Below are 24,476 nucleotides of genomic sequence, written 5' to 3' on the forward strand. Positions count from 1 at the left end.
GCAGATCCGTCCTCGCCTTGGAATCCGCTTACCCCACCCGTGCCCCATCTGAGGTGCCCGCGTCGGCGGGCCTCGAAGGAGGGCACCCGGGATCGCCCGGCTGGCGGGAGCTCTCCTTCGAGGCCTCCGCTGCGCTCCGGCACCTCAGGATGAGGATGGAGGGTGGGATGGAGTCGATTCCGGATGGGATCGGCAGACCGACGCCTCACACCACCAGGTTCACGATCCGCCCCGGCACGACGATGACCTTGCGGGGTGCCTTGCCCTCCAGGACCTTCTGGACCGCCTCCAGCGCCAGGGTCGCGGCCTCCACGGCCTTGGCGTCGGCATCGCGGGGCACGGTGACGTCCGCACGCTTCTTGCCGTTGATCTGGACCGGCAAGGTGATCTCGTCCTCGACGAGGAGCCCCGCCTCGGTCTCGGGCCAGGGCGCCTGGGCCACGAGGCCGCCGCGGCCGAGGACGGACCAGCACTCCTCGGCGAGGTGCGGCATCATCGGGGCGATGAGTTGGACCAGGATGCCGGCGGCCTCCCGCGCCGCTTGTCCCGAGACCGGCCCGCGCAGGCCATCCTCCAGGGCGTTGGCCAGCGTGTAGATGTGGGCGACGCAACGGTTGAAGCGCAGGCGCTCGATATCGTCCTGCACGGAGGCCAGCGCCCGGTGGGCGGCCTTGCGCAGGGGCAGGTCCGCGGCGCCGTCGCCGGTCGCCTGCACGGCCGCGTTGACCAGCCGCCAGACCTTCTGGACGAAGCGGGCCGCGCCCTGCACGCCCTCCTCGGTCCAGATCACGTCGCGCTCCGGCGGCGAGTCGGAGAGCATGAACCAGCGCGCCGTGTCGGCCCCATAGCTCGCGATGATGTCGTCGGGGTCGACCACGTTCTTCTTCGACTTCGACATCTTCTCGATGGCGCCGATCGTGATCGGCGCCTGAGTTTTCACGTGAAACGCGCGGCGCTCGCCCTCCTCCGTGGCGAAGCGGATTTCGGCCGGGGGCACCCAGGCGCCGGCCGCGTCCTTGTAGGTTTCGTGGACGACCATGCCCTGCGTGAACAGGCCGGCGAAGGGCTCGGAGACGCCGGCCCAGCCGGTCTCGCGCATCGCCCGCATGAAGAACCGGGCGTAGAGCAGGTGCAGGATCGCGTGCTCGATGCCGCCGATATACTGGTCCACCGCCAGCCAGCGATCGACCACGGCGCGGTCGGTGGGCGCGTCCGTGAGCCAGGGCGCGGTGAAGCGGGCGTAGTACCAGGACGAATCGACGAACGTGTCCATCGTGTCGGTCTCGCGCCGGGCCGGCGCGCCGCATTGCGGGCAGGGCACGTTCCGCCACGCCGCGTCGCGCTCCAGCGGGTTGCCGGGCTGATCGAAGGAGACGTCCTCGGGGAGTTTCACCGGCAGGTCGGACACCGGAACCGGGACCGGGCCGCAGGACTCGCAGTGGATGATCGGGATCGGGCAGCCCCAGTAGCGCTGGCGGGAGACGCCCCAGTCGCGCAGGCGGAACTGGACCTTGCGCTTGGCGATCCCCTCCCCTTCCAGGCGCCGCGCCACGGCCTCGAAGGCCTCCCCGGTGCTCATGCCGTCGAGGAAGCGCGAATTGATCATCCGCCCGTCCTCGACATAGGCGGTGTCAGTGATGACGAAGGTCGCCGGATCCTGCCCCTCGGGGCAGACCACCGGCGTGTTGCCGAGCCCGTACTTGTTCGAAAAATCGAGGTCGCGCTGGTCGTGCGCCGGGCAGCCGAACACCGCGCCGGTGCCGTATTCCATCAGCACGAAATTCGCCACGTAGACCGGCAGCGTCCAGGACGGGTCCAGGGGATGGCGGACGGTGAGGCCGGTGTCGAAGCCGAGTTTTTCCGCCGTGTCGATCGCCGCCTGGGCCGTGCCCGTGCGCCGGCATTCTTCGATGAAGGCCTGGAGAGCGGGGTTTGTTGCGGCAACCGCTGCCGCCAGCGGATGATCGGCGGCCACGGCGAGGAACTTGGCGCCAAACAGGGTGTCGGGCCGCGTGGTGTAGACCTTGATGTCACGGAGGACCCCATCGGCCGCACGTTGGGCAGCTGCGGCGTGGGCATCCGGAACAAGTGCGAAAAGAACCTCCAGGCCCTCCGAGCGGCCGATCCAGTTCTTCTGCATCAGCCGGACCTTCTCCGGCCAGCGGTCCAGCCCGTCCAGCGCGGTCAGCAGGTCCTCGGCGAAATCGGTGATCTTGAAGAACCACTGGGTCAGCTCGCGCTGCTCCACCAGGGCGCCGGAGCGCCAGCCGCGCCCGTCGATCACCTGCTCGTTGGCGAGCACGGTGTGGTCCACCGGGTCCCAGTTCACCTTGGCGGTGCGGCGGGTCACGAGGCCCTTCGCCAAGAAGTCCAGGAACATGCGCTGCTGATGCTTGTAATAGTCGGGATCGCAGGTCGCGATCTCCCGGCTCCAGTCCAGCGACAGGCCCATGGCCTTCAGCTGGTCGCGCATCGACGCGATGTTGGCGTAGGTCCAGTCCCGCGGGTTGACCTTGCGCTCCATGGCGGCGTTCTCGGCCGGCAGGCCGAAGGCGTCCCAGCCCATCGGGTGCAGCACGTTGAAGCCGCGGGCGCGCTTGTAGCGGGCGACGACGTCGCCCATCGCGTAGTTGCGGACATGGCCCATGTGGATGCGCCCCGACGGATAGGGGAACATCTCAAGAACGTAGTATTTCGGACGGCTGTCGGAATTGTCGGTCTCGAACAGGCGCCTCTCAGCCCAGGCTTCCTGCCAGCGCGGCTCGGCATCCTTGGCGTTGTAGCGCTCGACGGGCTGGGGGGCGGTGCTGGTCATGGATCCGGCTGGGTCAGGGGCTCGTCGGTCATTCCGAAGGATGACCACGGCACGGTCGCGCCGCGATAGCATATCTGCGCCGCAGCCGGTCAACGCAGCGCGCGATTCGGGCTTGCGCGGGGCGCGCGAACGCATAGGTCGGACAGGGAGAGGCGGGACATGAGGCGGGGTCGCGCCGGAGCGATCCCATCCAACCCCCTCATCCTGAGACGCGGCGCCGCCGCTTCGACGGCGGGCTGCAGGGGGGCGGACGGCCGGGACCCTCCTTCGAGGCCTCCGCGGCGCTCCGGCATCTCAGGATGAGGGGGTTGGACAGGATGACCGTCCCCTCGAGAATCACGGCAGCGGGGATGCACGGGCCGCCGCCCGGCAGCGACAGGACAGGCAAGGCCATGGACGACGCGAAGACCGAACCCAGCGCGCCTCCCACCGACGGGATGGGGCACGTGACCGCGAAGCTTCCGGTGGGGCAGGCCGATGTCGCCGCGGGTCTCGCCGAGGTCCGGGCGGCCATCGCCCGGGCTGCCGAGGATTCGGAGCGCGATCCGGCCACGGTCCAGCTCGTGGCCGTCTCCAAGACCGTGCCGGCCGAGGGCATCCTGCCGGCGCTCAAGGCCGGACAGCGGGTCTTCGGCGAGAACTACGTCCAGGAATCCGTAGCGAAATGGCCGGACCTCCGGGCCCGCTACCCGGATGTCGAGTTGCACCTCGTCGGGCCGCTGCAATCCAACAAGGCCCGGGAGGCGGTCGCCCTGTTCGACGTGATCCACTCCCTCGACCGGCTGTCGCTCGCGGCGGCGCTGGCCAAGGAGATCGACCGGTCCGGCCGGACGCCGAAGCTTCTGATCCAGGTCAATACCGGCGCAGAGCCGCAGAAGGGCGGCGTGCTCCCGGATCAACTCGACACCCTGCTCTCCGAATGCCAGGAGACCCACGGCCTCGCCATTCAGGGGCTGATGTGCATCCCGCCGGCGGAGGATCCGCCCTCGGCCCATTTCGCCCTGCTGGCCCGGCTCGCGAAGGCCCACAACCTGCCGATCCTCTCCATGGGCATGAGCGCGGATTTCCCCGCGGCGATCCAGCTCGGCGCCACCCATGTCCGGGTCGGGACCGCGATCTTCGGGGCCCGGACCCGGAAGGCCTGAGCCTGAGGTCGGGCCTCAGCCGATCCGCAGATGCGTCCGCGGCCCGAGGCGGCGCAGCAGCCGCAGCAGGTCGGCCCGGGCCAGGGCGACGCAGCCCTCCGTCGGGCGGTAGCCGTCCCGGGCGATGTGCAGGAAGATCGCCGAGCCCCGCCCCTTCCGGATCGGGGCGCGGTTGTAGTCGAGGTCGATCACCACGTCGTAGAGCCCGTCGCCGCGCCACATCGATTCGGCGCTGATCCCGGGGGCCGGCAGGCGGATCGGCCGGTTGTAGCGGCGGTCCCGGCTCTCGTCGCACCAGCCGTCGTCGGGTCGGGTCGCCCGCAGGGGCAGCAGCGTGCGCGGCCGGATCCCGAGATGATCGGGCCGGTAGGCGCCGGCACGCAGGCGGAAGCGCCCGCGCGGCGAGCCGCCGTCGCCCTCGCGCTTGTCGATCACGATCCCGCCCGCCCCGAGGGCGCAGGGGATCACCGCCGGGCCGACGAGGAGCTGCCCGCGCCGCCGGTCCCCCACCGTGGCCCGCACGCGGATGTCCCCCAGGGTCAGGCGGACGGGTCCCCTGCTCGGCCGCCGCATCTCCGTCCTCCCGAATCCACCCGGCCCGGCGCGCCTTATGCCCGAGATCCGTACTCCGAACCGGTGAAAAATTGCGCGCAAGGCAACTTCCGGCCACAAAGGGCGCTCTATTTCTCGGTTGAACCCGGGCCGCCGAGCCGGGATTCGGGAGCCAGCCCACCGCCTCGCCGTGGGGTCCGACGCCTTGATCCTGAAGCGGTGCGCCCCGATCCCGCAGCCCGTTCACCGCGGCGATTGCCGCGGCGGCGAAAGGATGCGGAAACACAAGCCTCGGTAGAGTCGCGCCGCGATCCTGCCGAGATCCTGACGTCATCGCATGCTGCACCCGGCAGGCGGCCCCCGCCTCTCCCGCAGCCTGCTCTGGGGCCCCGGACGATGCCGAATGCCTACCGCCTGCTGATCTGCGACGACGACGCGATCCTGCGCGATACCCTCACCGAGCAGCTCGATCTCTGCGACGAGTTCACGGTCTTCACCGAAGCCAACGCCACGGACGCGATCCGACGGGTCGCCGCCGAGCGCATCGACCTCGCCGTGATGGATGTCGGCCTGCCCGACCTCGACGGGCGCGAGGCCGTGCGCCGGATGCGGGCCGGCGGCTTCCGCGGCCCGGTGATCATGCTGACCGCCCAGGATTCCGAGGCGGACCATGTCGAGGGGCTGGAGGCCGGCGCCAACGACTACGTCACCAAGCCGTTCAAGTTCGGCATCCTGCTGGCCCGGATCCGCGCCCACCTGCGCAGCCACGAGGCCTCCGAGGACGCGGTGTTCCAGATCGGCCCCTACACGTTCCGGCCGGGGGCCAAGCTCCTCGTCGGCGAGCGCGGCTCGAAGCTGAAGCTCACCGAGAAGGAGACCGCGATCCTGCGCTTCCTCTACCGGGCGGGCCGGGCCGTGGTGAACCGCGACACCCTCCTCGCCGAGGTCTGGGGCTACAACGCCCAGGTGACCACGCACACGCTCGAGACGCATATCTACCGGCTGCGCCAGAAGATCGAGCCGAACCCCGCCACCGCCGCGATCCTCGTGACCGAGGGGGGCGGATACAAGTTGCTGCCCTGACGAATTGAAGCTTTACGTGTAGGCGATCCGGCAGGTTCGCGTATGCGCAGGGTGGTGAGGCGTTCTTGGGGCTCGACGACGACATCGCGATCCTCGCGGCCGCACCGCTGTTCGGCTTCCTCGACCGGGATGCCCTGCGCCTGCTGACCTTCGCGGCGGAGCGCCGCGACCTCGCGGACGGCGACCTGCTGTTTTCCCGCGGCGATCCGGCCGATGGCGGCTTCGTGGTGATGGCCGGGACGATCCGGCTGGCACCCCGGTCCCCGGGGGCCGAGCCGGTGCGGGCCGGGCGCTCCGCCTTGATCGGCCAGCTCGCCCTGTTCGTACGCGGGACCCGCCCGACCGAAGCCCGGGCCGAGGGGAGCGCCGCGGTGATGCGCATCACGCCGATGCTGATGCGCCGGGTGCTGGAGGAATTCCCCGCGGCCGCGCAGGCCGTCCACGACACCCTGGCGGACGACCTCGCCGGGCTGGTGACCGATCTCGATCAGGTGCGCGGGCTCCTCGAGGTCATCGACGGCATCTCCTCAGGTGACAGCTCCGATGGCCGCTTGTAAGCACGGGCTCCCGCCGCAAGAGTTCTGACCCGTTCCATGTCCCAGGCCGGCCTGCCCCATTCCGATCTCGCCCAGACCATCGAAGCCGCCTGGGAAGACCGCGCCAACATCTCGACCGCCACCCAGGGGGCGGTGCGCGAGGCGGTCGAGACGGCCCTGGAGCTGCTCGATTCGGGCAAGGCACGGGTCGCCGAGAAGAGCGGCAACCACGACTGGGTGGTCAACCAGTGGCTGAAGAAGGCGGTGCTGCTCTCCTTCCGCCTCAACGACATGGCGACGATCGAGGGCGGCCCCGGCGGCGCGCCCTGGTGGGACAAGGTCGCGTCGAAATTCGCCGGCTGGGGCGAGGCCGAGTTCCGCGCCGCGGGCCTGCGCGCCGTGCCGGGCTGCTTCGTCCGCCGGGGCTCCTACATCGCCCCCGGTGCCGTGCTGATGCCGAGCTTCGTCAATCTCGGCGCCCATGTGGGCGAGGGCACGATGGTCGACACCTGGGTGACGATCGGCTCCTGCGCGCAGGTGGGGAAGAACTGCCACATCTCCGGCGGCGCCGGCATCGCGGGCGTGCTGGAGCCGCTCCAGGCCAACCCGGTGATCATCGAGGACGATTGCTTCATCGGCGCCCGCGCCGAGGTGGCGGAGGGCGTCATCGTCGGCCAGGGCAGCGTCCTGTCCATGGGCGTCTATATCGGCGCCTCCACCAAGATCGTCGATCGGACCACCGGCGAGGTGATGTACGGCCGCGTGCCGCCCTACTCCGTGGTCGTCTCGGGCACGATGCCCGGCAAGGCGCTCCCGGACGGATCGCCCGGCCCGGGCCTCTACTGCGCGGTGATCGTCAAGCGCGTCGATGCCGGCACCCGGTCGAAGACCGCCATCAACGAGCTGCTGCGCACCTGATGTCCTGAGACCGGGCGGGAGCGTGCTTGGCGGGAGCGCGATGGAGACGCTGGAGCTGAACCTCACGGTGGCGGGCCGGCCGGTGCCGACCCCCTGCGACGTGTTCGGAGCGGGGCCGGACGCCCTCCTGCTCCCGGCCCTGTCGACCATCTCGGCGCGCGCCGAGATGCGGGACCTCGCCCGCGACCTGGGAACCGCGTATCGCTGCCTCGTGCCCGACTGGCCCGGTTTCGGCGCCCGGCCGCGGACGCGGGTGCCCCTCGCCCCCGCGACCTTCCACGCCTTCCTCGACGCCCTGCTCGCCGCCGCCCCCGGCCCGTACGCGCTCGGCGTCGCGGCCGGCCATGCCGCCGGCTACCTCGTGGCGGCGGCGCGGCGCCATCCGCAGGCCTTCGCGCGCCTGGTCCTGGTGGCGCCGACCTGGCGGGGGCCGCTGCCCACCGCGATGCCGGGACGGGCGCACTGGTTCCCGCGCATCCGCCGCGCCGTGGAGGCGCCGCTCCTCGGCGAGGCGCTCTACCGCATCAACATCAGCCCACCGATCATCGGCCGGATGATGCGCGCCCATGTCTATGCCGACGCCGCCCGGGTGACCCCGGCTCTGATCCGCGACAAGCACGCCATCACCCGCCAGCGCAACGGCCGCTTCGGCACCGCCGCCTTCGTCACCGGAGGCCTCGATCCGGTGGGCAGCCGCGACGCCTTCCTGGCCCTGTTCGGCGACGGCCTGCCGCCGACCCTGGTGCTGCGGCCCGAGGGCGCACCCCGGCGCTCGGGCGCCGAGATGGACGCCCTCATCGCCGGCGGCCGCGTGACCGGCGCCGCGATCCCCGGCGCCCTGAGCCCGCACGAGGAGCATCCGGGCGCCGTGGCCGCCGCGATCCGGGCGGCGTGATCGCGGCGGGGGCGCGATCACGCGTGACAGTCGGCGCGGATCGGCACCGTCACCCTGGACAGAAGAGGGCGCCTGTGCAGGGACTGGATGTGCCGGCTGAGCCGTTCGTCCGGCAGCGGGCGCGCCCCGCAGATTCCATCCGATAGAGCCCCGGATCCGATGCTGCGCACGCCGTCCCTGCCCCTCCTCGCCCCGGCCGCCCTCGCCCTCCTCCTGGCCGTCGCGGCCCGGGCTGAGGATGCGCCCCACCACCCCCCGGCGATGACCCCTGCAGCCCCGTCCCTGGGCGCCGAGACGCTGAAGCCCGGCAAGCCGGCCGTGAAGCCCTACCTGGCGGACGCGGCGGTGCCGGACGCCGTCCAGATCCTGCCGGCCCCGCCGGCCCACGACGCGCCCCTCGACAAGGCCGACCGGGCGGCCTTCAACAGCACCCGTGTCCTCAAGGGAACGGCCCGTTGGGACCTGGCCGCCAACGACGTCGCGGAGGGCGCGGCGGCGGTGCTGGAGAATTTCGCCTGCGTCCTCGGCACCCGGATCGATCAGGCGCGGGTGCCGGCGGTGATCAACCTTCTGGAGCGCGCCCGCCTCGACCTCGCCCGGGCGACGCGGGGCCCCAAGGTCCATTACCGCCGCCTGCGCCCGTTCGTGGGCAACGAGGCGCCGATCTGCGTGCAGCGCAGCCAGGCCCTGGCCGACAGCTTCAGCTATCCCTCCGGGCACGCCACCCAGGGGTGGGCCTACGCGCTGATCCTTGCATCCCTGGTTCCCGAGAAGGCGACGCCGATCCTGACCCGCGGCCGGGCCTATGGCGAGAGCCGGATCGTCTGCGGCGTGCACTGGCTCAGCGACGTGGCGGCGGGACGCCTCACCGGCACCGCGGTCTTCGCCGCCCTGATGGGGGATGCAACCTTCCGGGCGGACCTCGACCGGGCTCGGGCCGAGCTCCGGAGCGCCATGGCGGGCGCCGGGACGGTGCCGGATCAGGCCGCCTGTACCCGGGAGGCCGACGCCCTGCGGGAGCCGCCGCTCGAGTTCTAGGCTCGAACCGTTCCAGATTTGAAGTCTTCTAAGTGTGTGATTTACAACACGTTTTCGGCTTGCTCAAGGACCCGTGAACGATGGTACGTGGACCCCAGGCGCCGCGTAAGGGCGCGTTTCGGGGTCTCCGATGTCATTCCGTATCGCCCAGTCCGGCCTGCTGCTCGCCACCACGGCGCTGACCACGATTGCCCTCGCCCCGGCGGCTGCCGCGCAAGAGACCGCCGTGCAGCTCAACGAGATCTCCGTGGAGGCCGCCCGGCCGGCCGTGGCGGCTCCGACGGGATCCGGCGGCGGCGGCGGCAATGTCAGCGGCGGTGACGGCGGCAGCGCCGCCACCAGCGGCGGCGGCGGCGGGCCCTCCGGCATCACCGGCTACGTGGCGCGGGTGAGCCCGACCGCCACGAAGACCAACACGCCCCTGATCGAGACCCCGCAATCGGTCTCCGTGGTCACCCGCGAGCAGCTCAACGACCGCAACGTGCAGAGCCTCAACGAGGCGGTGGCGTACACGCCCGGCGTGTCGAGCAACGTGTTCGGCTTCGATCCGCGGGCCGACGCATTCTACATTCGCGGTTTTGCGGAGACCTACGACGGTGTGTTCCGCGACGGCCTGCGCCAGACCGGAGTCGGCTTCGCCGTTCCCCGGATCGAACCCTACGGAACGGAAGCCCTGACGATCCTGCGCGGGCCGGCCTCCGGCCTATACGGCCTGGGCTCGCCCGGCGGCATCGTCGACGTGACCAGCAAGCGGCCGGTCTTCGCCCAATTCGGCGAGGTGTGGTTCCAGGGAGGCAACTTCGACCGCTACCAGGGCAATTTCGATATCGGCGGCCCGGTGGAGGGGTCGGACGGCACGATGGCCTACCGGCTGACCGGCGTCGCCCGGCAATCCAATACGTTCCTGCCCGGCCCCGGCGTCCGGGACGACCGGTTCACGATCGCGCCCGCCTTCACGTGGCGCCCCACGGCCGACACGACCTTTACGCTGCTGACCGAGTTCCAAGAATCGAACGTCCCGGGCAATGCGAGCTTTTACAACTTCCCCGGCTTCCGCGTGTCGCGGATCTACTCGGGTGACGGCGCGCTCAACACCTACCGGACGGATCAGCACCGGATCGGCTACGCCTTCGAGCATCGGTTCTCGCCAGACCTGATCCTGCGGCAGAACTTCCGCTATTCCGGCGTCGATGCCAATTTCTCGTACACGCAGGTCGACGGGGTGACGGGCCTCAGCGCGCAGCGCTCCACGGGCCTGTTCAAGCAATCGCTGGCCTCCTTCGCGGTGGACACCCAACTCGAGGGTCATCTCCACACCGGCCCGATCGCCCACACGCTGCTGACGGGCATCGACTACTATCATTACGACTTCTCGAGCGTCGCCGGCTTCGGCGTGGCGCCCGATCTCAACCTGCTCACCTTGAACTACGGTCGCCAGCCGATCGCGCGCTCCAGCATCGATCGCTCCTCGCGACAGGCGCAGGATCAGGTCGGCGTCTATTTCCAGGAACAGGCGAAGTGGGGGAAGTTTGTCCTGACGCTGACCGGACGGCAGGACTGGGTCGCCTCCGACACGGCGAGCGTGACGCGGGGCGTCGTGGCCGGACCGCAGAGCCAGAACGACAGCGCCTTCACCTACCGGGCGGGCCTGAACTACGAACTCGCGCCCGGCCTCGTGCCCTACGCGAGCTATGCGACGACCTTCACCCCCCAGGTCGGCGTCAACACCGTCACCGGCCGTCCCTATCGCCCGGCCACAGGCGACCAGATCGAGGCGGGTGTGAAATACCTGATCCCGGGCACGAATATCAGCGCCGGCATCGCAGGCTTCGATATCAATCAGACGAGCATTCTGCGCCAGGATCCCACAAACTTTGCCAACCAAGTTGCGACCGGCGAAGTCAATTCGCGCGGCTTCGAGATGGAGGCGACGGCGAATTTCGCGCCGGGGACCAACCTGACGCTCGCCTACACCCATCTCGACTTCCGCTTCGTGAAGCAGACCTCGGCCGTGACCGGTGCGGCGATCGACGGAAACCAGCTCTCCGGCATTCCGGGGGACACTTTCGCGTCGTTCCTGACCTACCTGTTCCCGCCCTCCTCCGCGTTGCGCGGCCTGACGATCGGCGGCGGCATCCGGTTCAACGCCAACAGCTTCGCCGACGACGAGAACACGGTGCGCAATCCGACCGTGACGCTGTTCGACGCCCTCGTCGCTTACGACTTCGCGGCGCTCGATCCGAAGTACAAAGGCTTCCGGGCGCAGATCAACGCGTTCAACATCTTCGATCGCGATTACTACAACTGCCAAGCCGGCTTCTGCTATCGCGGCGCGCCCGCGACGGTCATCGGCAGCCTGATCTACCGCTGGTAGGTCCTGTGAGCCGGGGCCGCGGCATGGCAGGTCCCCGCCCCCGGCACTGGAGATGGCCCCGCAAACCGTCCTAAGGCCGGAGCATCGTCCTCCGACCCGGACCCGCCATGCTCTCGACCGTGCTGGTCGTGCTGCCGATCTTCGCGCTGATCTTCGCCGGCTGGCTGGCCCGCCGGATCGGCGTGCTCGGCGCCGCCGCCACCACCGAACTCAACCGGTTCGTGGTCTTCCTGGCCCTGCCGGCCCTCCTGTTCGACGTCACCGCCCACGCCCATTGGAGCGCCATCTGGAAGCCCGGCTTCATCGGCGCCTTCGGCCTCAGCAGCCTCGCGGTCTTCGCCCTCACCGTGCTGATCCGGCGCGGGGAGGGGCGGCCGCTGGCCGATGCCGCGGTGGACGGGCTCAATTCCGGCTACGCCAATACCGGCTTCATGGGGTTCCCCCTGGCGCTGGTCGCCTTCGGGCCCGAGGCGCTCGCCCCCACCACGGTGGCGGCGATCCTGACGGTCTGCGGCGTGTTCGCGGTGGCCATCGTGCTGATCGAGACCGGGCTGCGGCGCGAGGCGGCCGCGTCGGGCCGGAGCGGGCCCCGCATGCCCGTCTGGCGGTCGGTCGGCCGCTCGCTCATGCGCAACCCGCTTCTGGTGGCGCCGGCGCTGGGCGCCCTGGTGCCGAGTGCCGGACTGACCGTGCCGGAATCCGCGGAGACCTTCCTGAAGCTCCTCGGCGGCGCGGCCGCGCCCTGCGCCCTGGTGGCGCTCGGCCTGTTCCTGGCCCAGACCCGTCACGCCGGCGGCGGGCAGGGGCGGACCGCCGCGCTCCTCGTCGGCCTCAAGCTCGCCCTTCATCCGCTGCTGGCCTACGGCCTCGGCCGCTACCTGTTCGACCTGCCCCCGCTCCTGCTGCACACCGCGGTGCTCATGGCCGCCCTCCCCACCGGCACCGGACCGTTCATGCTGGCGGAGTTCTATCGGCGCGAGGCCGACCTGACCGCCACCGTGGTGCTGGTCTCGACGGTGCTGGCGATCGTCACGGTCTCGGCCTACCTGTCGGCGATCGCCTAGGATTTCCGGCCGGTCATCGGATTTCTCTCCCGCCGCGGCATGACATTCGGAAACCGGACGATCACGCTCTTGCCGCAGAGGAATCGTAACGTTTGCCCCCTAGCGTCGTGGCGCGGCATGCCGTGTCCGCGCTAGAACGATCCGACAAGCGGGGGCGGAACGACGGCGGATGGTGGGTTCGGGAGTTTCCATCGCGGGGCGGATCGTCCGCCTCGCCTGCGCGACCGGCCTGGCGCTGAGCCTCTCGGCCTGCTTTCGGCCGCTCTACGGGCCGACCGCGTCGGGCGAGTCCGTCCAGGCGCTGCTCGCCTCGGTCCAAGTCGACGACGTGGCGATGGCCCAGGGGCAGGAGCGCCTCGGCCATTACCTGCGCAGCGAACTGGTCTTCGATCTCGACGGGTCCGGTCATCCGGCGACCAAGCGCTACCGGCTGAAGCTCTCGGGCTCCGAGATCGTGCAGACCCCGATCGTCTCCTCCACCACCGGCCGCGCCGAGGCCGGCACCCTGGTGGCCAACATCAAGTACAGCCTCGAGGATATGAGCGGCGCCAAGGTCTATACCGAGGGCGTGGCCACCTCGACCGCGACCTACGATCGCTCGGTCCAGCGCTTCGCCAGCCAGCGGGCGGCGCGGGACGCCGAGATCCGGCTGGCGAGCGTGCTGTCCGATCAGATCAAGAGCCGCCTCGCCGCCGTGCTCTCGACGAAGCCGTAATCCGACGTGACGGCGGTCAAGGCGGGTGAGATCGAGGGGCTGATCCGGCGCGGACCCGATCCGCGCATCCCCGTCATCCTCGTCTACGGGCCGGATACCGGGCTGGTCACCGAGCGGGCCCGGAAGCTCGCCGAGGATTTCGTCGACGACCCGGCCGATCCCTTCGCGCTGGTTCGGATCGACGGCGACGCCCTGGCGGCCGATCCGGGCCGGCTGTGCGACGAGGCCGGGACGATGGGCCTGTTCGGCGGCCGCCGGTCGATCTGGGTCCGTCCGGGCACACGCAATTACGCCCCCGCCGTCGAGGCGGTGCTCGGCGCGACGGTCGCCGACGCCCGCATCGTCGTCGAGGCCGGCGATCTCGCCAAGAACAACCCGCTCCGCACCCTGTGCGAGCGCTCTCCGAAGGCGCTGGCGATCCCCTGCTATGCCGACGACGAGCGGACCCTCTCGGACCTGATCGAGCGCACCCTTCAGGAGCGTGGCCTGCGCATCGACCGGGCCGCCCGGGAGGTTCTGGCCCGCAGCCTCGGCGGCGACCGCCGGGCGAGCCTGATGGAGATCGAGAAGCTCGCCCTCTACGCCGGGGGCGAGGGGGGAGGGGACAAGACCGTGACCCTCGACCATGTGGAGGCGATCACCAGCGACGTCGCGGCGAGCGTGCTCAACACCCTGATCGATGCCGCCTTCGACGGCCGCCGCGACGCGGTGGAGCGCGATTACCGCCGGTTCCGGCACGAGGGCCTCGACCCCGGCGTGGTGCTGGGCTCGGCGCTGCGGCACGCCCTGACGCTGCTCACCACCCGCCTCGACAATCCCGACAAGACGCCCGCCATGATGGTCGCGACGTGGCGCGGCCTGCATTTCAAGCGCAAGGCCAGCATCGAGGGCCAGCTCGGCGCCTGGCCGCCCGGCACCCTCCGGCAGGCCGTCGCGGCCCTGCAGGCGGCGGTCCTGGCCTGCCGGCGGGCGGAGCCCGACCTGGCCCACGCCCTGGCCTCGGCGGCCCTCCTGCGGGTCGCGGAGGCGGGGGCGCGGCGGCGGCGCTAGTCCCGGCTCAGGCGCCGTCGGCGCTTCCGGCACGGCGCAGCGCGAGCCACGCGCCCCAGAACAGGCTGGAAAAGAAGCGGGTCGGAGGCTCGAAGCCGGCGGCATCCAGCAGGGCCGCGACGGCCGCCTCGGAATGGGGCGGATCGGCCCCCTGCAGGATCTTCCCGCGTCGGGCCTCGATCGCGTCGGCGCTGGCGCCGTGCTGGCGCCAGCGTTCGCCCCAGGCTGCAAGCAGCAGGGGCTGACTTGCATACGCGTAATGGTTGCCGGCGAGCACCAGAGGCGCGCCCGGCTTCAGGCGCCCGGCAATGGCCTGCAGGATCGCCCGTTTCTCCGCGTCGCCCGGCAGATGGTGCAGCACGCCGATCAGGGTCGCGGCGTCGTAGACCGCGTCCTGGGGGAGGGCATCCACCGTTCCGAGGACGATCTCGGTCCGGTCGTGGAGACCGTCCTGCTCCAGCCGCGCGATCGTGAGATCCATCATGGCGCTGGACGGGTCGACGGCGGTGAAGCGCCAGCCGGGCTCGAGGGCCGCCGCAGTGACGATCTCCGGGCCGCCCCCGCCTGCGCCGACGATCAGCAGCCGCGCAGGCGTGCCGCTGCCCAGGACGGCGGCAAGCATGCAGGCGGCGAGCTCATGGCAGGCCTCGTAGCCGGCCAGGGCGATCCGGCTCTGCTGCGCGTATTCGCCGGCCCGGTCGGCGTCGAATTTCCGAGCTGCCGCGCTGGTACCGTCCGCCAAGGTCCGGCTCCCCGGTCATCCGGACTGCGGACCGGCCCGCATGTCCCAACTCTGGGCCGGGCGGCACACGCGCTCCGGCCACCGATACGGCACGCGCTCGGACCCGCGAGCGCCACCGGCAGGGCAGGGGGCCCGATCAGGCGTCCGAGACCTTGAACCGGTTGAGCAGGGCCTGAAGCTCGTCTTTCGTCTCGTAGCGGATGCGGATCTCGCCCGAATCGGCGTCCTTCGGCTTGTAGGAGACTGGGACGCCGAGCGCCCGGTGGATCCGCAACTCCAGATCGCGCACCGGCGCGGGGCGCTCGGCCGAGAGGCGCGGGCGCCCGGGACGGGGTGCCTCGGCCGGCGCGGCCTCGGCGGAGGCGATGGCCTCCACGTCCCGGACCGACAGACCCTCGGCCACGACGCGGCGCGCCGTCGCCTCGGGATCGCGCACCGCCAGCAGGGCGCGGGCATGACCGGCGGTCAGCTCGCCGGCGGAGACCCGCTCCTGCACGGAGAGCGGCAGGTTGAGCAGCCGGAGCGTGTTGGCCAGATGGCTGCGGCTCTTGCCGAGGATCTCGGCCAGCTCCTTCTGCGTGTACGAGAAATCCTTCATCAGGCGCTCGTAGCCGGACGCCTCCTCGATCGCGTTGAGGTCGGTGCGCTGGACGTTCTCCAGGATGGCGAATTCCAGGGAGCCCCGGTCGTCGATCTCGACCACCACCACCGGCACCTCGTCGAGGCCGGCGCGCTGGGCCGCCCGCCAGCGCCGCTCGCCGGCCACGATCTCGAAGGTGCCGGGCACGTCGCCGATCGGCCGCACAACGATCGGCTGGATGATGCCCCGCTGGCCGATCGAGACCGCGAGCTCCGACAGCTCCGTCTCGGCGAAGCTCCGGCGCGGGTTGCGCGGGTTGGCACGCAGGAACTCGATCGGAACCTTGCGCTGCTCCTCGGCCTTGGCCGACCCACGGCCCGCCTCGTTGAAATCGCCGATCAGCGCCGCGAGCCCGCGCCCCAGTCGAGGCTTCGCCCCCTCCTCCGCCATGATCGCCACCCGTGTCACGCTCCACACTCCCCCTCTTCGAACCGGAGGGGGCTCAAATCAATCAGGCCGCGGCCGGAACCCGGCCCTCGCGCTGGATCACCTCCGAGGCGAGGCGCAGGTAGGCTTGGCTGCCGGCGCATTTCAGGTCGTACAGCAGCGCCGGCTTGCCGTGCGAGGGCGCCTCGGAGATCCGGACGTTGCGCGGGATCACGGTCTCGTAGACCTTGTCGCCCATGAACCCGCGCACATCCGCCACCACCTGGGCGGAGAGGTTGTTACGCGGGTCGAACATCGTCAGCACGATGCCCTGGATCGTCAGCTTCGGGTTCAGGGCGCCGCGGACCTGCTCGACGGTGCGCAGCAGCTGGCTGAGGCCTTCCAGGGCGAAGAACTCGCATTGCAGCGGCACCAGCACCGCGTCGGCCGCCGCCAGGGCATTGATGGTCAGCAGGTTGAGCGAGGGCGGGCAGTCGATCAGCACGTAGCTGATCCGGCTGAGGCTCGGCGCCTGGGTCAGGCTCTTCAGGACGCTGCGCAGCCGGTGCGCCCGGTCGGGGAGGGTGGCCAGTTCCAGCTCCAGGCCGAGGAGGTCCATGGTCGAGGGCGCCAGGGACAGCCGCGGCACCGCCGTGGGAACCACGGCCTGCGCCAGGGAGGCTTCGCCGGCCATGACCTCGTAGGTCGAGACCCTGCGCTTGGCGCGGTCGATCCCGAGGCCCGTGGAGGCGTTGCCCTGCGGATCGAGATCGATCACCAGCACATCCTCGCCGATCGCCGCCAGGGCGGTGCCGAGGTTGATCGCCGTCGTGGTCTTGCCGACGCCGCCCTTCTGGTTGGCGAGCGCCAGAACGCGCAGAGGGCGTCGCATGGATGAATCCATGGACCGGTCGGCGGAATCGCCGAGGATCGCTTCGCTCATCGGTGGCTCGGGGCGGCGAGGGCAGTGACGCGCACGATCCGGGCTTCGGAATCGGTCCGGCTCGGCACGAGGTCGTTAACGACTGTCCACTGCGCGCCGGCCTGGGTCAATTCGGCTTGTACGTCCCGGCCCTTCGGAAACAGTCCGGTGGTGCCCGTTTTCAACAGAGGCTCGGTCCAGGCGAGGAGCTGCGTCATCGGCGCGAGGGCGCGGGCGCAGACCACGTCGGTGCCGATGTAGTCGCCGATCACCGCCTCGATCCGGGCGTTGCGCACCCGGGCCGGGGCTCCGGTGAGCCGTGCGGTCTCGGTGAGGAAGGCGCATTTGCGCGCGTTGCTCTCCACGAGGTCCACCCGGATGCCGCGCTCCTGGCCGGCGATGGCCAGGATCAGGCCGGGGATGCCCGCACCGGAGCCGAGATCGAGCCACGTGCGCGCCTCCGGTGCCAGGTCGAGCAGCTGGAGCGCGTCGTCGATATGGCGGCTCCAGACCTCCGTCAGCGTCGCCGGGCCGACGAGGTTCTTGATGGGCTGCCAGCGCCGCAGCTGGGCCACGTAGAGGTCGAGCCGCTCGGCTGTTTCACGTGAAACACCGGAAGCCGCGAGGACGCGGGCGCGATCTGGATCGCTCATGCCGAAAGCGGGTCCACGGGGGCCGCGACCGGGACCGATCGGGCGCCGCGCCGCGCATGCGCGGCCAGCAGGGTCAGGGCCGCCGGCGTCACGCCCTCGATCCGCGCCGCCTGTCCGAGGGTCCCGGGGCGCACGGTCTCGAGCTTCACCCGCATTTCGTTGGAGAGCCCGCTGATCGTCGCGTAATCCAGGGCCGGCGGCAGGCGCACCGCCTCGTCCCGGCGGAAGGCCGCGATGTCCGCGTTCTGACGATCGAGATAGACCGCGTAGGTGGCGTCGGTCTTCATCCGGTCGGCGATCCGCGGGGCGACATCCGCGAGGTCCGGCCACACCGCTGCCAGATCGGACCACGCGATCTCCGGATAGGCCAGCAGCTGGAAGCCCGTGCGGCGGATGCCATCGCGGTTCAGGCTGATCCCATGGGACGCGGCCTGGCTCGGCGTCAGGCTTACGGCTTCGAGGCGGGCGCGGGCTTCGTCCAGGGCCGCCTGTCCGGCCGCGTAATGGGCTGCCCGGTCTCCGCCGACGCAGCCCAGCGCGATCCCCCGCGGCGTCAACCGGGCGTCGGCATTGTCGACCCGCAGGGACAGCCGATACTCCGAGCGCGAGGTGAACATCCGGTAGGGCTCGCTGACCCCCTGGGTCACGAGGTCGTCGATCATCACGCCGAGATACGACTCGGCCCGGTCGAAGCCCACGATGCCACGGCCGCCCGCGTGCCGAGCGGCGTTGAGGCCGGCCACCAGCCCCTGGCCGGCCGCCTCCTCGTAGCCCGTGGTGCCGTTGATCTGGCCGGCCAGGAACAGGCCCGGCAGGCGCTTCACCTGCAGGCCGACATCGAGTTCCCGGGGATCGACGTAATCGTACTCGATGGCGTAGCCCGGCCGGAGGATCGCGGCCCGCTCCAGCCCGGGGATCAGGCGGACGAGATCGTGCTGGACCTCCTCCGGCAGCGCCGTGGAGATGCCGTTCGGGTAGATCGTCGGATCGTCGAGGCCTTCGGGCTCCAAGAAGATCTGGTGCCCTTCCCGGTCGCCGAAGCGCACGACCTTGTCCTCGATCGACGGACAGTAGCGCGGGCCCCGGCTGGCGATCCCGCCGGAATACATCGGCGAGCGGTGCAGGTTGGCGCGGATCAGGTCGTGGACGGCCTGGCTCGTCCGGGTGATGCCGCAGCGGATCTGTGGCGTCGTGATCCGCTCGGTGAGCGTCGAGAACGGCACCGGCTCGGCGTCGGCCTCCTGCATCTCCAGGCCCGACCAATCGATGGTCCGTCCGTCGAGGCGCGGGGGCGTGCCGGTCTTCAGGCGTCCGAGGCGAAGGCCGAGGCGGTCGAGGGTCTGCGCCAGCCCGATCGCCGGCGCCTCGCCGACCCGGCCCGCCGGGATCTGCCGCTCGCCGATATGGATCAGCCCGCGCAGGAAGGTGCCGGTGGTCAGCACCACTGCGCCGCAGGCGAGGGTGCGCCCATCCGCCAGACCGAGGCCGCAGAGGTGGCCATCCGCGTCGAAGGTCAGATCCTCGCAGGCGCCCGCGATCACCGTGAGCCCCGCGGTCTCGGCGACGGCGGCCTGCATGGCGGCGGCGTAGAGCTTGCGGTCGGCCTGGGTCCGGGGGCCGCGCACCGCCGGTCCCTTGCGGCGGTTGAGCAGGCGGAACTGGATGCCCGCCGCGTCGGCGACGCGACCCATCAGCCCGTCCAGGGCGTCGACCTCGCGGACGAGATGGCCCTTGCCGAGACCGCCGATGGCCGGGTTGCACGACATCGCCCCGATCGTCGCCGGATCGTGGGTGACCAGCGCCGTGCGCGCGCCGCAGCGTGCGGCCGCGGCCGCGGCCTCGACGCCGGCATGGCCGCCGCCGACGACCGCGACGTCGAACCGGGCGGAGGAGGTGGTGAGCATGGGGTGACGAGCAGCCTTTCGCAGACATCCCGCCGCGGATGCGGGTGACGCACACCCGCTGTCCTCCGGACTCGAGCCCGGGGGCGGCGGTTCTTCCGGGAGGTCTAAGCGGGGGCGGGCGCGGCGGTCAACGCATCCCCGTCGTCCTTCGCCAGACGCGGCCTCCGTCCTAGTCGCCGGTCGAAGCCGCAAATGGATACGATATTCGGTGCGATCGAGGCGCCGAGATCTATCGTCACCTCAAGCATTGCTCGTGGAGGATGCGTGAGGACTTGGCTATCGTCGCTTGCCAGTCACCCCGGACCGTGCAAGTCTTGCGCCGTGACTTCATCCTGAACGGACAGCGCCGTCCGGCAGGCTCACGAGAGGGGCTGTTTCGCCGCGTCGCGGGGCGACGCGGGATGAGGAGATTCGACATGTCGTCCCTGACGATCGGTCTGGGGACCGCCTGCTGCGCGGCCGGCGCCGCCGCCCATTTCCTCGACCGCACCCAGCGCAAGGAAGGGTTGTTCGGCCTCGCGGGCTTCGCCCTGCTGCTGACGGGGATGTTCCTGAGCCGCTCCTGAGCGGGGTTCCTCGGAGGCCGGCCATCATCGTCCCGATACCTGCTCGGTCAGGACGCCTGCTTGGCCAGGAAGACGACTTGGCCAGGATGACGGCTTGGCCAGGACGATGGAGCGCCGCGACATCTGCCGCCGCAGCCCGACACCCCGGATCCGACGTTCCGGGACCCGACTCGGCGTCAGCCCGTCATGGCCGTCGCGGTGTAGCCGGCCTTGGTCAGGGCCTCGGCGAGGGTGAGCGCCTGCGCGTCGGTGCGGATCGCCACCCGCCCGGCGTCCCGGTCGACCTGCACGTCGGCCGCGGGATCGATCCGCTTCACCGTGCGGGTCACCGCGGCGGCGCAGCCGTCGCAGGTCATCCCCTCCACCCGCATCAGCAGGTCGGTGCGCGTCTCGTCCATCCGGGCCTCCATCAGCCGTATCGCCTTCCGTCGTATCGCCGGGATGTCGGGCCCGGGTGCGACCGGTGCAAGCCGTGCGTGCGGCTCAGAACAGCGCAGGCATCCGGAAGGCGTAATCGATCCGCAGGCCGAACTGGTACTGATTGGGATTGCCGAAGGGTCGACGCACGAGCGGGCTGTTGCCGGAGGCGCCCAGGATGCGGGTGTAGCCGGCATAGGCCGTGTAGGCCCAGGTCTCGCTCTGCGTGTAGGTCACGCCGCCGAGCACGCCCGCCGAGTAGAAGCTGCGCGGGTCGTAGGGGGTGACGCGCCCGTTCAGCGCCGCCTCGATCGGGGAGACGCCGAAATACTTCCGGGCGTAGCTGGCATCGCCGATGTTCAGGCGCGGCCCGATGGAGAACAGGAATTTCTCCGCGGGGATCAGGTAGTCGGCCGCCACCGAGCCGACCGTGCCGTGGTGACCGTAGAGGCCCTGGCGCACCTCGACGCGGGTCCGGATGAACGAGACCGGGTAGAATTCCGCGAACACGCCCGGCTCCACCGCGAAGCGGGCGTCGCGGAAGCCGTACAGGTGCCGCCGGTCGTCGCCGTAATAGCGCCCCGGCACGAAGCGCGCGGTCGGGCCGATCCGGAACGACTCGGTGTCGAACAGCGACAGGCTGAACCCGTCATCCGGCGTCGAGAAGCGGCGCGGCTCGCCTACCCGGCGGATATCGATCGAGGGATAGCCGACGGCCGTGTAGTCGCTGGCGCCGGGATAGCGCGGCACGGCCTGGATCGAGCCGCTCAGCGTGACGATCCACGTATTGGGATCGATCATCGCGAAGGTCGGCGTGGTGCGCGGAAGATCTGCGCCGAGATCCGCGGCCTGCGGCGCCGTCGCGCCGAAGGCCGCGAGGAGCGCGCCGGCGCCGAGAACGGCGCGAAATCGGGAAGTACGCGGGGGGACGAACGTCATGGCCACGCTTTATGACCCTTTTTCATCCCCTCCGCATTCGCAAGCCGCGCAACCCTCCCCGGAGCGCCTCGCAATCGGATCCGCCGTGATGATTCCGCAACGTTCCAGCGGGCGCCGGCGTCACACCGCCCGGAATTAACAGGTGATGGCGCATCATCCTCCTCCCGGAGCCTTGCCGGGCCCGGTGCGCCCGGCCAATGATCCAGTGATTCGGTTCGCGCCCGGTGGGGTTCGCTCGGGATGTCCCCCGGCGACCGGCGCGCGTTCCTGGCAGGTGGTTAGACGATGGTCCCGGTCCTCGGCCGGTATGCGGGGCTGTTGACGGTCGGCCTTCTCGGGCTCGTCGTGTTCGGGCCACTCGCGGTGTTCCTGCCGCTCTGGAGTGCCATGACGCTCGGCGCCGCCGCCGCCCTGGCCGGCGGTCTCGCCCTGACCCGTATCGCCACCCTGAAGGCGCGCTGCGAGAAGCTATCCGGCGAGGTCGATCTGCTGTCCCGGCGCCTGCTCAAGGTCGAGACGGCGGGGGCCGGCGCCGCGGCTCAGCCGCGCCCCGAAGCCGCCGAGGCGGCGTTGCGGGCGCAGATCGAGGAATTGACGGTCGAATTCGGGTTGCTCAGCGGCATCGTGCGCGACCTCACCACCGTGCTGAGCGCGCAGGATGCCGAGATCGCGGCCCTCAAGGCCCGGTCGGCGGAGGCGCTCCGGCCGCAGCCCGAGGCGGTGCCCGGCGCGGCCCTTCCGGACGCCGCCCCGGCCCCGGCCCTGCCGCGTCCGCAGGTGTCGGCCGCCCCCCCGCGCGAGGACGGGGCGCTCCGGCCGCAGGCGGTTCCGCCGGACCCGCAACCGGCCCCGAACCCGGCCCCATCCGTCCCGGCACGGCCGATCCCCCCGCGACCGATCCCGCCCCGGCCCGCGGCTCCCCCCGTCGACGAGGCCGGTCTCATCGGCGCCTTCGAAGGGGACGGTCTGGAGATCCATCTGCAGCCGGTTGTCACCCTGCCTCAACGCAAGGTCGTGGCCTACGAGGCGCTGGCCCGGCTCCGGATCGGCGGCCCCGGCGTTCCGCCGGCCGAGCCCGAGGTCTTCCTGCCCGTGCTGGAGCGCTTCGGACGGACCACCGAACTCGACCGCCGCATGCTGCAGCGGGCCACCATCGTGGCGCGTCACCTCGCCCGGCGCGGCAGCGAGACGCTGCTGACCTACAGCCTGTCGCCGCTGTCGCTGTTCGAGCCCGGGCTCCTGCGCGAGCTCGCCCGCACCGCCACCGACGATCCGGCCCTGGCGGGTCTGACCATCGCCCTGCCGCAGGCGAGCTGGCGCCGTCTCGATGCAGGCCAGCGGGGCCTGCTCGCGCCGCTCCGGGGTCGGATCGGCTTCAGCCTCGACCGTCCGGACGACCTGCGCTTCGATGCGGCCGAATTCGCGGACCGCGGCATCGGTCAGGTCAAGGTCCCGGCCGAGATGCTGCTGCGCCCGCGCTCCGACCGGGGCAGCCTGTCCGACATCGCCGTGGAGGACATCGCACCGGCCCTGACCCGGGCCGGCATCCGCTTGATCGCCACCGGCGTCGCCGACGAGGCCGACGTCCCGGACCTGATCGACCTCGACGTGCCGTTCGCCCAGGGCACGGCCTTCGCGGCCCCGCGGCCGGTCCGGTCGGAGGTTCTGGCCGCCCCGCCCGTCGAGCAGCCCGTGCCGCCCCCGGAACCGACGCCCGAACGGCGCCCGTTCCGATCGGTCCTGCGCCGGGCGGTGTGACGGGCGTCAGCTGAGGCCGCTGGCTTTCCCGGCACGCGCCGTCACCAGTAGATCTGCAGGCGTGCGATCACCGTGTCGACCGAGAACGGGGCCGTGCCCAGGGTCGCGGATTGGGCCTCCCCCGGCTGCACGCGCCCGTGAATGACGTTCCCGATCAGCCGCAGATTCGGCTCGGGATACCAGCTCAGGCCGAGGCTCACGTCCTGCTCCATGCCCCCGCGAAAGCCGCGGGCGTTCAGGTCGATGGCACTGTAGCGCGCGGCCAGTTCGAACACGCCGATCCCGCCGCGGGACACACGCTGCGCCTCCGGAACCGCCACGCCCCTGAAGGTCGCGTAGGTGGTGCCGCTCTGCGGCGTCAGCGCGTAGGCACGGCCTTCGCCGTTGAGCACGAGCGCCGCCTCGACATAGCCGCCCTGGAAGTCGAGCGCGGAGCCGGATTGTCCGGGGCCGCGGAACGGCTGCAGCGCCGCGTAGATGTATTCCGCCTGGATCAGGACCGGACCGCGGCGATAGGCGAATTCGGCCCCGAGCCGCGACACGCTGGCGGCATCGGGGAGATCGCCGGTGTCCACCAGGGGGCGCTCGAACAGGAAGGCTCCCGCGGGGCTCGAGAAGCCGAAGGCTCCGTCGGACCGCGACCGGTTGCGGACGATCCCGGCGAGGCCGAGATGCAGGGTCTCGTCGGCGGTCATGATCGGCGCGACGGTGGCGCGGGCCGCCACCGCGACACCATCCCCGTCGATGCCGTTGCTGGCGGCGTTGCCGAACAGGCCGGCCACCGCGGTCCAGGCCTGCCCGTGATGCCCGGCCGCGACGCCGAAGCGACGCTCCGGCACGAGGGCATTGGCCACCGAGCGCTCGACGAACAGGGTGTCGTTGTTGCTCTGCAGCCATTCCAGGCTGAAGGGCTCCTTCATGTTGCCGAGCGTCAGGATCGTGTCCGGCAGTCCCTTCCAGGCCACCAGCGCGTCGTTGATCGGCAGCATCGGGTCGGCGAAATCGTACTGGAAGGCGATCACCCAGTCGCGGCCGATGGTGAGCGTCGGCTCGATCCAGGCCCGGCGCACGGCGACGGTGTCGGGGAAGGCCTCGGGCAGGTCCGGCCGGCTGAAACCCGCCGCACCGCCGTCGATATGCAGCCGGCCGCCGATCTGGAGCTTCACATCGGGCGCGGGGAAGGTGAGGGTCAGCCCCTTGGCATCGACGCGCAGACGCTCGCCGTACGGGCCGGCCATCCCCTCGAACGCGTCCTCCCCGGCGCCCGCGGGCACCGCCAGGGCGAGGGACATGGCCAGGACGGCCGGAGCGGTGCGCAGTCCATTCACGGTCCCAGCAGAGAACAGGTCGGCCGGCCGGAGCCAATGAGCCGAGGCCGCAAAAT

22 protein-coding genes are annotated in these 24,476 nt (G+C 71.0%); 12 read left to right on the forward strand and 10 right to left on the reverse strand.

Annotated features, from left to right (window positions below; genetic code table 11):
• Positions 1 to 205: 205 nt before the first annotated feature.
• Positions 206 to 2,815 (reverse strand): leucine--tRNA ligase, encoded by a 2,610-nt coding sequence (gene leuS, locus GGQ91_RS19965; RefSeq protein ID WP_043384077.1) that lies wholly within the window; start codon positions 2,813 to 2,815, stop codon positions 206 to 208.
• Positions 2,816 to 3,207: 392 nt separating this feature from the next.
• On the opposite strand from leuS, the gene GGQ91_RS19970 reads away from it, so the two are divergent.
• Complete coding sequence (locus tag GGQ91_RS19970) at positions 3,208 to 3,960, forward strand: YggS family pyridoxal phosphate-dependent enzyme (protein ID WP_043346853.1); 753 nt, start codon at positions 3,208 to 3,210, stop codon at positions 3,958 to 3,960.
• Between the two features lie 15 nt (positions 3,961 to 3,975).
• On the opposite strand, the gene GGQ91_RS19975 is transcribed toward GGQ91_RS19970, so the two are convergent.
• Positions 3,976 to 4,533: a L,D-transpeptidase family protein gene (locus tag GGQ91_RS19975; RefSeq protein ID WP_043759476.1), complete on the reverse strand. Its 558-nt coding sequence runs from the start codon at positions 4,531 to 4,533 to the stop codon at positions 3,976 to 3,978.
• 375 nt (positions 4,534 to 4,908) lie between these two features.
• On the opposite strand from GGQ91_RS19975, the gene GGQ91_RS19980 reads away from it, so the two are divergent.
• From GGQ91_RS19980 to holA, 9 genes are all read left to right on the forward strand, one after another.
• Positions 4,909 to 5,595, forward strand: coding sequence for a response regulator transcription factor (locus GGQ91_RS19980; protein ID WP_043346856.1), 687 nt, complete (start codon positions 4,909 to 4,911; stop codon positions 5,593 to 5,595).
• A gap of 65 nt (positions 5,596 to 5,660) precedes the next feature.
• The gene (locus tag GGQ91_RS19985) at positions 5,661 to 6,152 is read left to right on the forward strand and encodes a cyclic nucleotide-binding domain-containing protein (RefSeq protein WP_043384073.1); all 492 of its coding nucleotides are present in this window, start codon (positions 5,661 to 5,663) and stop codon (positions 6,150 to 6,152) included.
• A 51-nt stretch (positions 6,153 to 6,203) separates the two neighbouring features.
• A complete protein-coding gene (gene dapD / locus GGQ91_RS19990; protein WP_043384148.1) occupies positions 6,204 to 7,049 on the forward strand; it encodes a 2,3,4,5-tetrahydropyridine-2,6-dicarboxylate N-succinyltransferase in 846 nt (281 codons plus the stop codon).
• Positions 7,050 to 7,089: 40 nt separating this feature from the next.
• Positions 7,090 to 7,944 carry an alpha/beta fold hydrolase gene (locus tag GGQ91_RS19995; protein WP_043384071.1) on the forward strand — a complete coding sequence of 285 codons (855 nt, stop codon included), beginning with the start codon at positions 7,090 to 7,092 and terminating at the stop codon, positions 7,942 to 7,944.
• A gap of 159 nt (positions 7,945 to 8,103) precedes the next feature.
• Positions 8,104 to 8,982 (forward strand): acid phosphatase, encoded by an 879-nt coding sequence (locus GGQ91_RS20000; protein WP_043346862.1) that lies wholly within the window; start codon positions 8,104 to 8,106, stop codon positions 8,980 to 8,982.
• Positions 8,983 to 9,112: 130 nt separating this feature from the next.
• On the forward strand, positions 9,113 to 11,356 hold the full coding sequence (locus GGQ91_RS20005; protein ID WP_182592704.1) for a TonB-dependent siderophore receptor: 2,244 nt from the start codon (positions 9,113 to 9,115) through the stop codon (positions 11,354 to 11,356).
• Positions 11,357 to 11,463: 107 nt separating this feature from the next.
• A complete protein-coding gene (locus tag GGQ91_RS20010) occupies positions 11,464 to 12,420 on the forward strand; it encodes an AEC family transporter (protein ID WP_182592705.1) in 957 nt (318 codons plus the stop codon).
• A gap of 169 nt (positions 12,421 to 12,589) precedes the next feature.
• Complete coding sequence (gene lptE / locus GGQ91_RS20015) at positions 12,590 to 13,135, forward strand: LPS assembly lipoprotein LptE (RefSeq protein WP_043346867.1); 546 nt, start codon at positions 12,590 to 12,592, stop codon at positions 13,133 to 13,135.
• 6 nt (positions 13,136 to 13,141) lie between these two features.
• On the forward strand, positions 13,142 to 14,185 hold the full coding sequence (holA, locus tag GGQ91_RS20020; RefSeq protein WP_053609616.1) for a DNA polymerase III subunit delta: 1,044 nt from the start codon (positions 13,142 to 13,144) through the stop codon (positions 14,183 to 14,185).
• 7 nt (positions 14,186 to 14,192) lie between these two features.
• Here the strand turns inward: holA and GGQ91_RS20025 are convergent, their stop codons facing one another.
• From GGQ91_RS20025 to mnmG, 5 genes are all read right to left on the reverse strand, one after another.
• Positions 14,193 to 14,927, reverse strand: coding sequence for a class I SAM-dependent methyltransferase (locus tag GGQ91_RS20025; protein ID WP_182592706.1), 735 nt, complete (start codon positions 14,925 to 14,927; stop codon positions 14,193 to 14,195).
• A 136-nt stretch (positions 14,928 to 15,063) separates the two neighbouring features.
• Positions 15,064 to 15,957: a ParB/RepB/Spo0J family partition protein gene (locus GGQ91_RS20030; RefSeq protein ID WP_053609629.1), complete on the reverse strand. Its 894-nt coding sequence runs from the start codon at positions 15,955 to 15,957 to the stop codon at positions 15,064 to 15,066.
• A 61-nt stretch (positions 15,958 to 16,018) separates the two neighbouring features.
• Positions 16,019 to 16,876: a ParA family protein gene (locus tag GGQ91_RS20035; protein WP_043354859.1), complete on the reverse strand. Its 858-nt coding sequence runs from the start codon at positions 16,874 to 16,876 to the stop codon at positions 16,019 to 16,021.
• Entirely contained in the window at positions 16,873 to 17,508 is a 636-nt protein-coding gene (gene rsmG / locus GGQ91_RS20040) for a 16S rRNA (guanine(527)-N(7))-methyltransferase RsmG (protein WP_182592707.1), read from the reverse strand. The genes GGQ91_RS20035 and rsmG overlap by 4 nt, the downstream gene beginning before the upstream one ends.
• Positions 17,505 to 19,412, reverse strand: a complete 1,908-nt coding sequence (mnmG, locus tag GGQ91_RS20045) for a tRNA uridine-5-carboxymethylaminomethyl(34) synthesis enzyme MnmG (protein WP_075380958.1) — start codon at positions 19,410 to 19,412, stop codon at positions 17,505 to 17,507. The genes rsmG and mnmG overlap by 4 nt, the downstream gene beginning before the upstream one ends.
• 416 nt (positions 19,413 to 19,828) lie before the next feature.
• On the opposite strand from mnmG, the gene GGQ91_RS20050 reads away from it, so the two are divergent.
• Positions 19,829 to 19,978, forward strand: a complete 150-nt coding sequence (locus GGQ91_RS20050; protein ID WP_182592708.1) for a hypothetical protein — start codon at positions 19,829 to 19,831, stop codon at positions 19,976 to 19,978.
• Between the two features lie 176 nt (positions 19,979 to 20,154).
• Here GGQ91_RS20050 and GGQ91_RS20055 read toward each other — a convergent pair whose 3' ends face one another.
• Positions 20,155 to 20,376: a heavy-metal-associated domain-containing protein gene (locus GGQ91_RS20055; protein WP_043761495.1), complete on the reverse strand. Its 222-nt coding sequence runs from the start codon at positions 20,374 to 20,376 to the stop codon at positions 20,155 to 20,157.
• A gap of 85 nt (positions 20,377 to 20,461) precedes the next feature.
• Positions 20,462 to 21,334, reverse strand: coding sequence for a MipA/OmpV family protein (locus GGQ91_RS20060; RefSeq protein WP_051976115.1), 873 nt, complete (start codon positions 21,332 to 21,334; stop codon positions 20,462 to 20,464).
• A gap of 285 nt (positions 21,335 to 21,619) precedes the next feature.
• Here GGQ91_RS20060 and GGQ91_RS20065 point away from each other — a divergent pair, with 285 nt between their 5' ends.
• Positions 21,620 to 23,092: an EAL domain-containing protein gene (locus GGQ91_RS20065; RefSeq protein WP_182592709.1), complete on the forward strand. Its 1,473-nt coding sequence runs from the start codon at positions 21,620 to 21,622 to the stop codon at positions 23,090 to 23,092.
• Between the two features lie 41 nt (positions 23,093 to 23,133).
• Here GGQ91_RS20065 and GGQ91_RS20070 read toward each other — a convergent pair whose 3' ends face one another.
• A complete protein-coding gene (locus GGQ91_RS20070; RefSeq protein WP_182592710.1) occupies positions 23,134 to 24,420 on the reverse strand; it encodes a porin in 1,287 nt (428 codons plus the stop codon).
• Positions 24,421 to 24,476: the final 56 nt, after the last annotated feature.

Origin of the sequence: Methylobacterium fujisawaense (genome assembly GCF_014138435.1) — a bacterium.
Lineage (GTDB): Bacteria > Pseudomonadota > Alphaproteobacteria > Rhizobiales > Beijerinckiaceae > Methylobacterium > Methylobacterium fujisawaense.

Coding starts and splice junctions, on each gene's coding strand:
- leuS (WP_043384077.1), bottom strand. CDS start 2,815: ATGACCAGCACCGCCCCCCAGCCCGTCGAGCGCTACAACGCCAAGGAT.
- GGQ91_RS19970 (WP_043346853.1), top strand. CDS start 3,208: ATGGACGACGCGAAGACCGAACCCAGCGCGCCTCCCACCGACGGGATG.
- GGQ91_RS19975 (WP_043759476.1), bottom strand. CDS start 4,533: ATGCGGCGGCCGAGCAGGGGACCCGTCCGCCTGACCCTGGGGGACATC.
- GGQ91_RS19980 (WP_043346856.1), top strand. CDS start 4,909: ATGCCGAATGCCTACCGCCTGCTGATCTGCGACGACGACGCGATCCTG.
- GGQ91_RS19995 (WP_043384071.1), top strand. CDS start 7,090: ATGGAGACGCTGGAGCTGAACCTCACGGTGGCGGGCCGGCCGGTGCCG.
- GGQ91_RS20000 (WP_043346862.1), top strand. CDS start 8,104: ATGCTGCGCACGCCGTCCCTGCCCCTCCTCGCCCCGGCCGCCCTCGCC.
- GGQ91_RS20005 (WP_182592704.1), top strand. CDS start 9,113: ATGTCATTCCGTATCGCCCAGTCCGGCCTGCTGCTCGCCACCACGGCG.
- GGQ91_RS20010 (WP_182592705.1), top strand. CDS start 11,464: ATGCTCTCGACCGTGCTGGTCGTGCTGCCGATCTTCGCGCTGATCTTC.
- lptE (WP_043346867.1), top strand. CDS start 12,590: ATGGTGGGTTCGGGAGTTTCCATCGCGGGGCGGATCGTCCGCCTCGCC.
- GGQ91_RS20030 (WP_053609629.1), bottom strand. CDS start 15,957: ATGGCGGAGGAGGGGGCGAAGCCTCGACTGGGGCGCGGGCTCGCGGCG.
- GGQ91_RS20035 (WP_043354859.1), bottom strand. CDS start 16,876: ATGAGCGAAGCGATCCTCGGCGATTCCGCCGACCGGTCCATGGATTCA.
- rsmG (WP_182592707.1), bottom strand. CDS start 17,508: ATGAGCGATCCAGATCGCGCCCGCGTCCTCGCGGCTTCCGGTGTTTCA.
- mnmG (WP_075380958.1), bottom strand. CDS start 19,412: ATGCTCACCACCTCCTCCGCCCGGTTCGACGTCGCGGTCGTCGGCGGC.
- GGQ91_RS20050 (WP_182592708.1), top strand. CDS start 19,829: ATGTCGTCCCTGACGATCGGTCTGGGGACCGCCTGCTGCGCGGCCGGC.
- GGQ91_RS20055 (WP_043761495.1), bottom strand. CDS start 20,376: ATGGACGAGACGCGCACCGACCTGCTGATGCGGGTGGAGGGGATGACC.
- GGQ91_RS20060 (WP_051976115.1), bottom strand. CDS start 21,334: ATGACGTTCGTCCCCCCGCGTACTTCCCGATTTCGCGCCGTTCTCGGC.
- GGQ91_RS20065 (WP_182592709.1), top strand. CDS start 21,620: ATGGTCCCGGTCCTCGGCCGGTATGCGGGGCTGTTGACGGTCGGCCTT.